The organism is Georgenia sp. 311 (assembly GCF_006151955.1).
GTDB classification, from domain to species: Bacteria; Actinomycetota; Actinomycetes; order Actinomycetales; family Actinomycetaceae; genus Oceanitalea; species Oceanitalea wutianyii.
In genome coordinates this window covers 84,081-97,342 of record NZ_VDFS01000063.1, presented here as the reverse complement: position 1 = coordinate 97,342, position 13,262 = coordinate 84,081, and the positions used below count along the sequence as shown (strand labels likewise).

Sequence of the window (13,262 nt, the reverse complement as noted above, 5' to 3'; positions counted from 1 at the left end):
TGCGCGGGCGTGCCGGTGTGGTTCAGTTGACCCGCAGGTGCGTCCACGACGCACCGCTTGGAGGACACACATGGCGACCCGTACGACTTCCCCCGCACGGTCCGCCCGGTCCGCCAGGCCGAGCGGGAGCTCGGCGGCGCGTTCCGGTGGACGGTCGAGTCGCGCCCCCAGCCCACCGCGATCCCCGTGGCCGGTCCGGATGGTGCGTGGGCTGTGGTTGGGCCTCGCCCACGTCATCGGAGGGACCCTGCGTCGAATGGGAAGTGGTGCTCGCGGGCTGGACCCCGCGCTCCGCAAGGACGGGGTGGCCCTGCTGCTGCTCGCGCTCGCGGTCGTCGTCGCCGCCCGGGAGTGGTTCGGGCTGTCCGGTGCCGCCGGGACGGCCATCCACGCCGTCACCGCCGGGAGCGTCGGCGTGCTCGCCGTCCTGCTTCCCCTCGTCCTCGTCGTCCTCGCCGTGCGCCTCATGCGCCACCCCGAGCGGGGCGAGGACAACGGCCGGGTGACCATCGGGCTGTCGATCGCCGTCGTCGCCGTCACCGGCATCATCCACGTCGCCCGCGGGGTGCCCAGCCCCACCCAGGACTTCCCGGCCGTGCAGGACGCCGGCGGCGTCGTCGGCTGGCTCGTCGGGACCCCGCTCACCGTCCTGCTCAGCGAGTGGGTCGCGATCCCGGTTCTCGCCATCCTCGGTTTCTTCTCGGTGCTCATCATCACCGCCACCCCGATCGCGGCCATACCGCGCAGGCTCGCCGCCCTCACCGGCCGGGAGCGGGCGGCGGCCGAGCACCCGCCTGCCGAGGAGGAGGTCACCGCCGGCCGTCCGCCGAAGCCGCGCCGTCGCCGCGCCAAGCAGGCCCCGGAGGTCACCCCGGGGGAGTACCAGGCCGACGAGGCGTTCGTCCGGGCTGCGGAGACCGAGGCCCCCGCCGCCCCCGACGCCACGACCGTCCTGCCCCGCAAGGGACGCAAGCGCTCCGCCCCTGCGCCCGAGCCGGAGCCGGAGCCCGTCGAGGAGGAGCTGCTCGCCCCGCCGACGACGCCGCTGCCGGCGCGCGCGGAGCAGCTCGAGCTCAGCCCCGACATCGTCTACCAGCTCCCGGCCGACGACGTCCTCGTCAAGGGCGCGCCGCACAAGGTGCGCTCGGCCGCCAACGACCGCGTCGTCGAGGCGCTGAGCAACGTCCTCGAGCAGTTCGAGATCAACGCCAAGGTCACCGGCTTCTCCCGGGGCCCGACGGTCACCCGCTACGAGGTGGAGCTCGGCGCCGGGACGAAGGTCGAGCGCGTGACGGCGCTGAGCAAGAACATCGCCTACGCCGTCGCCAGCGCCGACGTCCGCATCCTGTCCCCGATCCCCGGCAAGTCGGCGATCGGCATCGAGATCCCCAACGCCGACCGCGAGACCGTCGCCCTGGGCGACGTCCTTCGCTCCTCGGCCGCCCGGCGCACCGAGCACCCCCTCGTCATGGGCGTGGGCAAGGACGTCGAGGGCGGCTACGTCGTGGCGAACCTCGCGAAGATGCCCCACCTGCTCGTCGCGGGCGCCACCGGCGCCGGGAAGTCGAGCTTCGTCAACTCGATGATCACCTCGATCATGATGCGTGCCACCCCCGAGGAGGTGCGCATGGTGCTCGTGGACCCCAAGCGGGTCGAGCTGACGATCTACGAGGGCATCCCGCACCTCATCACCCCGATCATCACGAGCCCGAAGAAGGCCGCCGAGGCGCTGGACTGGGTCGTGCGGGAGATGGACGCCCGCTACGACGACCTCGCCGCCTTCGGGTACAAGCACATCGACGACTTCAACGCCGGGGTCCGCTCGGGCAAGGTCAAGCCGCTGCCGGGCAGCGAGCGCAAGATCTCGCCCTACCCCTACCTCCTCGTCGTCGTCGACGAGCTCGCCGACCTCATGATGGTCGCCCCGCGTGACGTCGAGGCCTCCGTCCAGCGCATCACCCAGCTCGCCCGCGCCGCCGGCATCCACCTCGTGCTCGCCACCCAGCGCCCGAGCGTCGACGTCGTCACCGGCCTCATCAAGGCGAACGTGCCCTCGCGGATGGCGTTCGCGACGTCGTCCCTCGCGGACTCGCGCGTCGTCCTCGACCAGCCCGGCGCGGAGAAGCTCATCGGCCAGGGGGACGCGCTGTTCCTCCCGATGGGCGCCCCCAAGCCGATGCGCGTCCAGGGCGCCTGGGTCACCGAGTCGGAGATCCACGCCGTCGTCGAGCACGTGAAGTCCCAGCTCAAGCCGAACTACCGCGACGACGTCATCGTGGCGGCGGCGAAGAAGCAGGTCGACGAGGACATCGGCGACGACCTCGACCTCCTGCTCCAGGCGGCCGAGCTCGTCGTCACCTCCCAGTTCGGCTCGACGTCGATGCTCCAGCGCAAGCTCCGCGTCGGCTTCGCGAAGGCCGGGCGGCTCATGGACCTCCTCGAGTCCCGCGAGATCGTCGGTCCCTCCGAGGGCTCCAAGGCGCGCGACGTCCTCGTCCAGCCCGACGACCTGCCGGCCACCCTCGCGATGCTCCGCGGGGAGGACGTGCCGCCGTCGGGCGACGACGTGCCCTACGACGTCGCGGCGGAGGTCGACCCGACCACCGTGCTGCCCACCGGCGACGCGCCGCTCGCCGAGGACTACTACGACGACGACACCGCGTCCGACGAGGACGCCTGGCACCTCACCGGCCGCTGACGCCCCGCCGGCTCAGCGATCCGTGCGGGGCAGGACCAGCGGGGGCGGGCCGGTGGGCTGCGGGGGCTCGGTGCGCTCGGTCGCGGCGTCACCGACGACCTCGAGCACCTGCTCGTAGCGGCTGCTGATCTGCCCCTCGGACAGGGTCAGGCCCTCGGGCCGCGCGCCGGCAAGGAGGTCGGACAGGACGTACAGCCGCTGCGCGCCGACCCGGTCGACCGTCACGGCGGTCCACTCCATCGACTCCACCCGGGCGGGCCCGTCGAACGGTTTGACGACGGTGGCCAGGGCGAGCAGGCCGGTGGCGGTCTGCGGCACGCAGCACCGCTCGTCCTGGTTGGAGATGAAGTTGCCCAGTCCGTAGGCCACCCACATCCCCTCACCGCGCGGGCCGCCGGGGAGCCGCTCGATGGGCTGGGGCACATGGGCGTGGTGGCCCAGGACGAGGTCGACCTCGCCCGACGCGGCGAGCGTCTCGGCCAGGCTCACCTGGTCCGGGTGGGGGGTGCCGCTGTACTCGCTGCAGCAGTGGATGCTCGCGACGACGAGGTCCGCACCCTCCGCCCGCGCCTCGGCGGCCATCCCCACGAGCCGGTCGGCGTCGATGAGCTCGACCGCCCACGGGCTGTCCGCGGGAACCGGCAGGCCGTTGGTGCCGTACGTCGCACCGATCTGCGCCACCCGGATGGTCTGGCCCTCGCGCTCGAGCTCGTACCACTGGGCGCTGTCGGCCTCCTCCTCGCTGCGCGCGGTCCCCACGTGCCCCAGCCCGGCCGCGTCCATCGCGTCCAGGGTGTGCTCGAGACCGGCCATCCCGCGGTCGAGGCTGTGGTTGGTCCCCGTCGAGCAGCCGTCCCAGCCGAGCCTCGCGAGGTCGGCGGCGAGCTCCTCCGGCGCTCCGAACATCGGGTAGCCGCTCGGTGCCGTGCCGGGCGGGGCGAGCGGGACCTCGAAGTTGCACAGCGCGAGGTCCGCGCCCCGGGTGTACTGAGCCGTCGCCTCCATCATCGGGACGAAGTCGTACCCCTCACCCGTCTCGGCCGTCCGGATCACGGTGGTGTGGGGCAGGACGTCGCCGCCGCCGACGATGGTGAAGCGGGCGTCCGGCGGCGGCTCGGGCGTGGGGGACGGCGTCGGCGTGGGGGCCGAGGTCTCGGTCGCCGTCGGCGTCGGGTCGGCAGTGACCGTGGGCTCGGTGTCCCAGGGGCGAAGCAGCGCCGCGAGGACGAGGACGGCGGCGACGACGGCGAGGCCCAGCACCGCCCAGACGGACGGGCCGCGGCGGGAGGGGTGGGCATGGCGCGCCATGCCGCAGAGCGTACTGGCCGGGGTGCGGGATGCCGTCCACCTGTCCGGGGACCGTACCCTGGTGTCATGCCGACCGACACCCACGGGACCCAGCACGTCCCGCTGTGGAACCTGGCGAACGTCCTCACGATGGTCCGCGTGGCCCTCGTGCCGGTCTTCGCCGTGCTCATGCTGGGTGACTCGACCACGCAGCGCGTGCTGGCCGCGGTCGTCTTCCTCCTCGCCGCGGCGACCGACAAGCTCGACGGCTACATCGCCCGCAGCCGTGGTCTCGTGACGAACTTCGGCAAGATCGCCGACCCGATTGCGGACAAGGCGCTCGTCATCGCCGCGCTCGTGCTCCTGTGGGCCGAGGGGACGATCCCGTGGTGGGTGCCGGTGATCATCATCGTGCGCGAGCTCGGCATCACCGCGCTCCGCTTCGTCATGGTGCGTCGCGCCGTCATGGCCGCCTCCAACGGCGGCAAGCTCAAGACGGTGCTCCAGGTCGTCTTCATCGCCGCCTACCTCGTGCCGTGGGAGGCCCTGCTGCCGCAGGGTGCCGCCGACGTCGTGCTCCTCGTCGCCTGGTGGGTCATGCTGCTCGCCGTCGTCGTCACCGTGGTCACCGGTCTGGACTACGTGCTCCGCGCGGTCCGGATCGCGCGCGCCCCCGCACCCGGCGCCCCGTGACACCCGCCGGCGACGTCGTCGGCCGGCTCCGTGACGCCGGCCTCACGGTGGCGACGGGGGAGTCCCTCACCGGAGGGCTGGTGAGCGCAGCGCTCGTCGACGTGCCCGGCTCCTCGCGTGTGGTGCGTGGCGGGCTCGTCGCCTACGTGAGCGAGCTCAAGGCGCAGCTGCTCGGGGTGGACCGCGTACTGCTCGCGCGAGGTGGCGCGGTGCAGGCGGAGGTGGCCGCCCAGCTCGCCACCGGGGCCGCGCGCGTGTTCGGGGCGGACTGCGGGCTGGGGACCACCGGCGTCGCCGGCCCCGGCCCCGACGAGGGGCACCCGGCCGGGACGGTCTTCGTCGCCGCGAGCCTGGCCGGAACCGTGCGGGTGCGGCGTCTTCGCCTGTCCGGCACGCGTCCGCTCGTGCGGCGGGCGAGCACCGCGGCGGTGCTCGCCCTCCTCGTCGGGCTGCTCGAGGACCGGGAACAAATTGCTTCGGGCCGGAGTTGGAGCAGGTGATGACACACCACATCCATGGCGGCACCGTGCTCGGGCCGCCCAACCGCCCAGCGAGACGGCTCCCGTCCCGGCCCGCGCCCTCGCCTGCGCCGGGGTACCGTAAGGCAAACCACGGCGAGCGACAGGAGGTGGCCCCGGTGATCGTCCTACGACGCGAGATCGGTGACGTACTTCGGACGGTGCGACAGCACCAGGGCCGCACACTGCGTGAGGTCTCCTCCGCAGCGCGCGTCTCCCTCGGCTACCTGAGCGAGGTGGAGCGCGGCCAGAAGGAGGCGTCCTCCGAGCTGCTCGCCTCCATCTGCACCGCCCTCAACATCCCCATGTCCTTCGTGCTGCGCAAGGTCAGCGACCGCATCGCGGTCGCCGAGGGCGTCCACGTCCCCGACACGGTGCCCGAGGAGCTCGTCTCCTCGCTGCGCAAGGAGCTCGCCGGCGTCGCCTGACACCCGCCCGACCCACTCAGCCCCCGACCGGCTCCGGCCGTCGGGGGCTGAGTCGTGCCCGGGTCGTTGCCGCTCAGCGGGGCTGGCAGGCAGGGCAGTAGAACGCCGGGCGCTCCTGGCCCGGCGGGCCCACCCGGAGCTCGGCGATCGGGGTGCCGCAGCGCCGGCAGGGGCGCCCCCGCCGGCCGTGGGCGTGGCTGGTGCGCCCGGGGGCGCTCTCCCCGGTGGCGGTGGGCAGCGGCGCGTCCGCCGAGCGGAGCATGAGGGCGCGGGCGGTCGCGCACAGCGCCTGCGCCTGGTCGACGTCCCGCGCGGGGCGCAGCGGGTGGACCCGGTGGGCCCACAGGGACTCGGCGAGGTAGAGCGTGCCGATCCCGGCGACGACGGTCTGGTCGAGCAGGACGGCGCCGATCGGGCGGTCGCCCTGTGCGCGGACACGCTCGCCGCACTCGGCGAGGTCGACGCCGTCGGCGAGGAGATCGGGGCCGAGGTGGCCCACGAGGAGGTGCTCGTCCCGCGTGCGCACGAGGTCGACCATCCCGAGCAGCCGTCCAACGCACGTCCAGCGCTCGGTGCCGAGCACCGCGCGGACCCGGGGCGAGCGGTCGGCGCCGCGCTCCTGGCCGGCGCGGGTGATCCACCAGCTGCCGTCCATGCGCAGGTGCGTGTGGAGCGTGCGGCCGTCGTCGAGGCGGGTGAGCAGGTGCTTGCCCACCGGCTGGTTGGCGAGCACCACCCGTCCGGCGAGGTCGGTGTCCCCGAGACGGCCCCAGCGCAGCTCGCCGCGGACCAGCCGCTGGCCGGCGAGCACCGCGTCCATCCGCCGGGCCACCCGCAGGACGATGTCCCCCTCAGGCACGTGCTGCTCCGTCCGCCGCGCGCCTGGCCGGCCCGTCCTCCCGGATCCGCAGGCCGCGGGGGGTGGCGAAGAAGCCCGCCTCCTGGAGGGCGGCGCGGACCGGGCCGCCGGCGCCGAGCGCGGGCTCACCGTCGACCCGGTGGAGGGTGAGACGGCCGAGCGTCCCGCGTGCGGCGGTGCGGGCGAGCTCGCCGGCCGCGACCTCCAGGCGGGCGGGGTCGGTGGTGAAGGAGAGCAGGGTGCGCCCGCCTCGCTCGACGTAGAGGCACAGCTCGCCGCCGACGAGGACGACGACCGAGCCCGCCGCACGGCGCGGGCGGGCGCCCTCCGCCGTGGCGTCGGGCCAGGGGAGCGCGGCACCGTACGGGTTGGCCGGGTCGGTCGCGGCGAGGAGCAGAGGCGTGGGCGAGGCGCGCCGGGCGGCGTCGCGCAGCAGGTCGACGCACTCGGGGAGGGCGAACTGGGCCGCGCCCAGCCCTTCGACGAGGTAGCCGCGGCGGACCTTCCCGGCGTCCTCGAGCCGGGTGAGCACGGGGTAGGCGGTGGCGAATCCGCCGGGGAGGTCCTCCAGGCCGACCGCGCCCCGGGTGAGCACGCCGTGCCGCTCGAGCAGCGCCGCGACCTGCGCGAGGACGGCCGTGGCGTTCCCGCCGGCGCGGGGGACGAGGGACCAGCGCCCGGCCGCGGCGGGCGGTAGCGGCCCGCCCGGCCTGGACCCGGCGGCCGCGGCGACGAGCGAGCGACGCCGGGAGAGCGCGCCGCTGGCCCGAGGCGGCCGGCGCGCGGAGTGGTGGGCCGGGCGGCCGCCGGAGAGCCGGGCGCGGACGGGGGCGAGGGAGTCGTTGGTCACGTGGCCGCCCCAGGCGAGCTCCCACAGCGCGTCGAGCACCCGGTCGGTGCTCACCATGGCGTCCTGCTCGCGGCAGGCGGCGAGCAGCTCGCGGAAGAACTGCCCGCCCCCGGCGAGCACCTCGAGGAGGGTGTGCTGGAGCGGGTCGTCCGCCACCTCCTGGGCGGGAGGCAGCAGCTCGGGGCTGTCGGCGGGGGCGAGCACGAGGTAGCCGTCGACGCCGGGCAGCGCGCCGGCGCCGCACCACAGGACCTCACCCGCGGTGGTGAGCTCGTCGAGGAGCGCGCCGCGGTAGCCACTGACCCGCGCCGGCAGGACGAGGGACTCCAGGGCGGAGGCCGGGACCCTGGCCCCGGCGAGCTGGTCGACCACCGAGGCGAGCGCCGCGGGGCCGCTGCCGGCGGTGGCGACCTGCTGCCAGCGTGGGAGGAAGGCCCCGAGGGTGGTCGCCGGCACGGCCTCGACCTCCGCACGCAGCACGGCGAGGCTGCGGCGGCGGATGCGGCGCAGCACCTCGGCGTCGCAGTACTGGTCGCCGGTCTCCGAGCCCGGGCGCAGGCGTCCGGTGACGAGGGCGGAGGCCGCCGTCAGCCGCCGCAGGACCGGGGCGATCGCGGCGGTCCCCAGCCCGAGGTGGGCGGCCGGCTCCTCGGCGCGGAAGGGGCCGTGCGTGCGGGCGTAGCGACGGACGAGGTCACCGAGCGGGTCGGCGACGGGCTCGAGCACGCCCTCCGGCAGGCCGACGGGCAGGGCCACCCCGAGGGCGTCACGCAGCCGGCCGGCGTCCTCGATCGCCGCCCACCGTTCCTGGCCGCCGACGGTGACGCGGATGACGCGCCGGGCCGTCTCGAGCTCGGCGAGCCACTCCCCGGCGGACGTGGGCGGGGCGCACCGGGCGGCGACGTCGGCGCCGGTGACCGGACCGAGGCGGCGCACGAGGTCGGCGACGGCCTCGAGGTCGCCGGCGGGGTGGCGGCGCAGCCCCACCTCCTCCTCGATGTCCGCCAGGGCGGTCGGCTCGAGGAGGTCGGCGAGCTCGGTGGCACCCGGGCCGATGAGCTCGGCGAGCAGGCGCGGGTCGAGGGTGAGGGCGGCGGCGCGGCGTTCGGCGGCGGGGGCGTCGCCGTCGTAGAGGAACTGCCCGACGTAGCCCATGAGCAGGCTGCGCGCGAAGGGTGAGGGGGTGGGGGTGGAGACCTCGACGACGCGCAGGTCGCGCCGGGCCACCTGCGCCATGACCTCGGCCAGCGCCGGGGTGTCGAAGTCGTCCTGGAGGCACTCACGAACCGCCTCGAGCACGATGGGGAAGTCGGGGTGGTCGACCGCCACGCCGAGCAGCTGGGCGGCGCGGTGGCGCTGCTGCCACAGCGGCTGGCGGCGGTCGGGGCGCCGGCGCGGCAGGAGGAGCGCGCGGGTGGCGGCCTCACGGAACCGCGAGGCGAAGTGCGCCGAGCCGGCGAGCCCCTCGACGACCAGGCCGGTGACCTCGTCGGGCTCGAGGAGGAGGTCCTCGGCAGCGATCGGCAGCTCCCCGCCCTCGGGGCCGACGTCGGGCAGGCGCAGGACGATGCCGTCGTCGGCCGGCATGGCGGCGACGTCCATCCCGAGCCGCTCACGCAGCCGCGCGGAGAGCACGAGCGCCCACGGGGTGTGGACCCGGGAGCCGAAGGGGGAGTGGATGACCACTCGCCAGTCGCCGAGCTCGTCGCGGAAGCGCTCGAGGACGATCGTGCGGTCGTCGCTCAGGTGGGCGTGCTCGCGCTGCTCGTCCAGGTAGCCGAGGAGGTTGTCTCGCGCCCACTCGTCCAGGCCCTGCGCCGCGAGCCTGGCGTGCGCCTCGTCGGTGGGCAGCGCCGCGGTCGTGCGGACGAACGCGCCCAGCGCCCGGCCGAGCTCGACGGGCCGCCCGGGGGAGTCGCCCTTCCAGAACGGCAGCCGCCCGGGCTGGCCGGGGGCGGGGGAGACGAGGACCCGGTCGGGGGTGATGTCCTCGATGCGCCACGTGCTCGACCCGAGGGTGAAGGTGTCGCCGACGCGCGACTCGAAGACCATCTCCTCGTCGAGCTCGCCCACCCGGCGCCCGCCCCGACCCGCGGAGGTGACGCCGTCGCCGTCCTGGGTCGCGGTGGCGGCGAGGAAGACGCCGTACAGGCCACGGTCGGGGATGGTGCCCCCGCTCGTCGTCGCCAGCCGCAGCGCGCCCGGCCGCGCGGTGAGCGTGCCCGCGGCGCGGTCCCACACGACGCGCGGACGCAGCTCGGCGAACTCCTCGCTGGGGTAGCGGCCGGAGAGCATGTCGAGGACCGCGTGGAGGGAGGCGTCCCCGAGCGACTCGAACGGGGCGCTGCGCCGCACGAGGGCGGCGAGCTCGTCGACCGGCCAATCGTCCACGGCGAGCATCGCCACGACCTGCTGGGCGAGGACGTCGAGCGGGTTGCTCACGACGTGCAGCGCCTCGATCGCCCCCTCCTGGGCCCGCACGGAGGTCACCGAGGACGCGAGGAGGTCACCGCGGTGGGTGGGCAGGACGACGCCGCGGGACAGCGCCCCGACCTGGTGCCCGGCCCGCCCGATGCGCTGGAGCGCCGAGGCCACCGACGGCGGGGCACCGACCTGGACGACGAGGTCGACCGTGCCCATGTCGATGCCGAGCTCGAGGGTGGAGGTGGCGATGACGGCGGGCAGGGTGCCGGACTTCAGCGCCGTCTCGATGCGGGTGCGCTCCTCGCGGCTCATCGAGCCGTGGTGGGCCCGGGCGAGCTCTCCGTCGGCGGCCGGCGAGGCCGTCCCCGACTGCCCGGGGACCTGGGCGGCCCAGGCGTCGGCCGAGCTCGCGGGCCCGCTCTCCGCGTCGGCGGGCCGGGTGCGCTCGGCCCAGACCTCGTTGACCCGTGCGGCGAGGCGCTCGGCCCCGCGCCGTGAGTTGGCGAAGACGATGGTCGAGCGGTGGGTGGTGATGAGGTCGACGAGGCGTTCCTCGACGTGCGGCCAGATCGAGGCGCGGTGCGGTCCGGGCAGGCGGCCGGCGGCGGAGCCCGACAGGTCCGGCTCCGCCGCGGGCTCGCTCGGTGCCTCGGGCAGGTCGGACAGGTCGGGGACGGGGACGACGACGTCGATCTGCAGCTCCTTGGCGACCTCCGGGCGCACGATGCGGACCGGGCGACCGCCCTCGTCCGGGGTGCGGGCACCGGAGAGGAAGCGCGCCACCGCCTCGACCGGACGCACCGTGGCCGAGAGCCCGATCCGCTGCGCCGGGCGCGGCAGGAGGGCGTCGAGCCGCTCGAGGGTGACCGCGAGGTGCGCCCCGCGCTTGGTGCCGGCCACGGCGTGGACCTCGTCGAGGATGACCGTCTCCACCCCGCGCAGCCCCTCGCGCGCTGCGGAGGTGAGGACGAGGTAGAGCGACTCGGGGGTGGTGATGAGGATGTCCGGCGGCCGGGTGGCCAGGGCGCGGCGCTCCGCGGGTGGGGTGTCGCCCGTGCGCACGCCCACCGTGACGTCGCGCAGCGGGGTGCCGGACGCGGCCGCCGCCCGGGTGATGCCGACGAGGGGGGAGCGCAGGTTGCGCTCGACGTCCGCGGCGAGGGCCTTGAGCGGGGAGACGTAGACGACACGGGCGCGCCGCTCGGGCGGGGGATCCTCCCCGGTGAGGAGGCGATCGACCGACCACAGGAACGCCGAGAGCGTCTTGCCCGAGCCGGTCGGGGCCACGACGAGGGCGTGGTCCCCGGCGCGCACCGCCTCCCAGGCGCCGGTCTGGGCGGCGGTGGGCGCGGCGAAGGCGCCGGCGAACCAGGCGCGCGTCGGGGCGGAGAACCCGGCCAACACGTCTGCCACCATGGCCCTCATTGTGCAGGTGAGGTCCGACACGCACGCCCCGAGCCCCCCGGTGCGCGCCCCCACGGGCGGTCGTGGCACCCTTGTGCGGTGAAGCACTCGGAGTTCCGGCAGGCGCTGGAGGACACCTTCGGCTCGGCGTACGGCCGCACCCTCGCCGCCGAGCTCGTCCTCGTGCCGCTGGGCAACCGGACGGCCGCCCAGGCGCTCGCCGACGGCCTCGCGCCGCAGCAGGTGTGGGACGCCGTGTGCGAGGAGATGGAGCTCGGAGAGCTCGTGCGCTGGCGCCACCGCGGGACGCTGGACCCGAAGCGTCGCTGACCCCGCGTGTCGCGTGCGGTCGAACACCCGTTCGGTCTAGGCTGGTCCCCAGGGAAGGACGGGTCGCGGGTCTCCACAGTCGGGAGGGGCCGCGACCCGGATGTCGGTGGTCGGGCATAGCCTCCCCAACAGGTAGCCGTCCGGAGAGGGCGGGCCCTGGAAGACCAGCCCTGTTCCGCCCGGCCGGCGCCCGGCCGACTGACCCAAGGAGAACTCACATGGCCGCTCCCGTAGCAGACCGCAGCAAGGCCCTGGAGGCCGCGCTCAGCCAGATCGACCGCCAGTTCGGCAAGGGCTCGATCATGCGGCTGGGGGACGACACCCGTCCGCCCGTCGCCGTCATCCCCACCGGGTCGGTGGCCCTGGACGTCGCCCTCGGCATCGGCGGACTGCCCCGCGGGCGCGTCGTCGAGATCTACGGCCCGGAGTCCTCCGGCAAGACGACCGTCGCCCTGCACGCCGTGGCCAACGCGCAGCGGGCCGGCGGGATCGCCGCCTTCATCGACGCGGAGCACGCGCTGGACCCGGAGTACGCCAAGAAGCTCGGCGTCGACACCGACGCCCTCCTCGTCTCCCAGCCGGACACCGGTGAGCAGGCGCTGGAGATCATGGACATGCTGATCCGCTCCGGCGCGATCGACATCGTCGTCATCGACTCGGTCGCCGCGCTCGTGCCCAAGGCCGAGATCGAGGGCGAGATGGGTGACTCCCACGTCGGTCTGCAGGCGCGCCTCATGTCCCAGGCACTGCGCAAGATCACCGGTGCGCTGTCCGCCTCGGGCACCACCGCGATCTTCATCAACCAGCTCCGCGAGAAGATCGGCGTGTTCTTCGGCTCGCCCGAGACCACCACCGGTGGCAAGGCGCTGAAGTTCTACGCCTCGATCCGGATCGACGTCCGCCGCATCGAGACCCTCAAGGAGGGCGCCGTCCCGGTGGGCAACCGCACCCGGGCCAAGATCGTCAAGAACAAGATGGCCCCGCCCTTCAAGCAGGCCGAGTTCGACATCGTCTACGGCCAGGGCATCTCGCGCGAGGGTGGCCTGCTCGACCTCGGCGTCGAGCACGGCATCGTGCGCAAGTCCGGTGCCTGGTTCACCTACGAGGGCGACCAGCTCGGCCAGGGCAAGGAGAACTCCCGGCGCTTCCTCAAGGACAACCCCGAGCTCGCCGAGGAGATCGAGAAGAAGATCCTCGACAAGCTCGGCATCGGCAAGTCCGCCGAGGCGAAGGACGGCGCGGAGGCCGAGGTCGACTTCTGAGCCCCGCACGTCGCTCCGGTGGCCGGGCGCCTGAGCCCCCGGCCACCGGCGCCGCCGCCGAGGACCGCGAGCCGCCGACGGAGGAGGTCGCCCGCGCGATCCTCCTGCGCCAGCTCGCCGCCGCCCCGCGCAGCCGGTCCCAGCTCGCCGAGAAGCTCGCCTCCCGGGACGTCCCGGAGGAGCTGGCCGAGGCTCTCCTCGACCGGTTCGAGGAGGTCGGGCTCGTCGACGACGCCGCGTACGCCGAGATGCTCGTCCGTACCCGGCACGAGGAGCGTGGCCTGGCCCGGCGGGCGCTCGCCCACGAGCTGCGCCTCAAGGGCGTGAGCCCCGAGGTCGCCGAGCAGGCGCTCGAGCAGATCGACGACGAGGACGAGGTCACCACGGCGGTCGCGCTCGCCGTGCGCAAGGCGCGGACGACTCGCGGCCTGGACCCGGTGAAGCGGCGCCGCCGCCTTGCCGGGATGCTCGCCCGCAAGGGCTACCCTCCCGGCGTCGTCATGCGCGCG

10 protein-coding genes are annotated in these 13,262 nt (G+C 74.9%); 7 read left to right on the top strand and 3 right to left on the bottom strand.

Annotated elements, in window-relative coordinates:
• The first annotated feature begins 70 nt into the window (after positions 1 to 70).
• Entirely contained in the window at positions 71 to 2,698 is a 2,628-nt protein-coding gene (locus FHE66_RS14090; protein ID WP_139073593.1) for a DNA translocase FtsK, read from the top strand.
• A 12-nt stretch (positions 2,699 to 2,710) separates the two neighbouring features.
• Here the strand turns inward: FHE66_RS14090 and FHE66_RS14085 are convergent, their stop codons facing one another.
• The gene (locus FHE66_RS14085; RefSeq protein ID WP_139073592.1) at positions 2,711 to 4,006 is read right to left on the bottom strand and encodes a CapA family protein; all 1,296 of its coding nucleotides are present in this window, start codon (positions 4,004 to 4,006) and stop codon (positions 2,711 to 2,713) included.
• Positions 4,007 to 4,072: 66 nt separating this feature from the next.
• Here FHE66_RS14085 and pgsA point away from each other — a divergent pair, with 66 nt between their 5' ends.
• The 3 genes from pgsA (at position 4,073) to FHE66_RS14070 (ending at position 5,624) form a co-directional block, all read left to right on the top strand.
• Entirely contained in the window at positions 4,073 to 4,678 is a 606-nt protein-coding gene (gene pgsA / locus FHE66_RS14080) for a CDP-diacylglycerol--glycerol-3-phosphate 3-phosphatidyltransferase (protein WP_176554791.1), read from the top strand.
• Positions 4,675 to 5,178 carry a CinA family protein gene (locus FHE66_RS14075; protein WP_139073590.1) on the top strand — a complete coding sequence of 168 codons (504 nt, stop codon included), beginning with the start codon at positions 4,675 to 4,677 and terminating at the stop codon, positions 5,176 to 5,178. The genes pgsA and FHE66_RS14075 overlap by 4 nt, the downstream gene beginning before the upstream one ends.
• Before the next feature lie 137 nt (positions 5,179 to 5,315).
• On the top strand, positions 5,316 to 5,624 hold the full coding sequence (locus FHE66_RS14070) for a helix-turn-helix domain-containing protein (protein ID WP_230976556.1): 309 nt from the start codon (positions 5,316 to 5,318) through the stop codon (positions 5,622 to 5,624).
• A 73-nt stretch (positions 5,625 to 5,697) separates the two neighbouring features.
• On the opposite strand, the gene FHE66_RS14065 is transcribed toward FHE66_RS14070, so the two are convergent.
• Positions 5,698 to 6,483, bottom strand: coding sequence for a DNA-formamidopyrimidine glycosylase family protein (locus FHE66_RS14065; RefSeq protein ID WP_139073588.1), 786 nt, complete (start codon positions 6,481 to 6,483; stop codon positions 5,698 to 5,700).
• Entirely contained in the window at positions 6,476 to 11,173 is a 4,698-nt protein-coding gene (locus FHE66_RS14060) for an ATP-dependent helicase (protein ID WP_139073587.1), read from the bottom strand. Before FHE66_RS14060 ends, FHE66_RS14065 begins: the two co-directional genes overlap by 8 nt.
• An 87-nt stretch (positions 11,174 to 11,260) precedes the next feature.
• Here FHE66_RS14060 and FHE66_RS14055 point away from each other — a divergent pair, with 87 nt between their 5' ends.
• From FHE66_RS14055 to FHE66_RS14045, 3 genes are all read left to right on the top strand, one after another.
• The gene (locus FHE66_RS14055; RefSeq protein ID WP_139073586.1) at positions 11,261 to 11,491 is read left to right on the top strand and encodes a DUF3046 domain-containing protein; all 231 of its coding nucleotides are present in this window, start codon (positions 11,261 to 11,263) and stop codon (positions 11,489 to 11,491) included.
• 218 nt (positions 11,492 to 11,709) lie between these two features.
• Positions 11,710 to 12,753: a recombinase RecA gene (gene recA / locus FHE66_RS14050; protein WP_139073585.1), complete on the top strand. Its 1,044-nt coding sequence runs from the start codon at positions 11,710 to 11,712 to the stop codon at positions 12,751 to 12,753.
• Positions 12,750 to 13,262, top strand: a 513-nt coding sequence (locus FHE66_RS14045; protein ID WP_139073673.1) for a regulatory protein RecX, incomplete at its 3' end; no start/stop codon positions are given. The genes recA and FHE66_RS14045, both read left to right, overlap by 4 nt.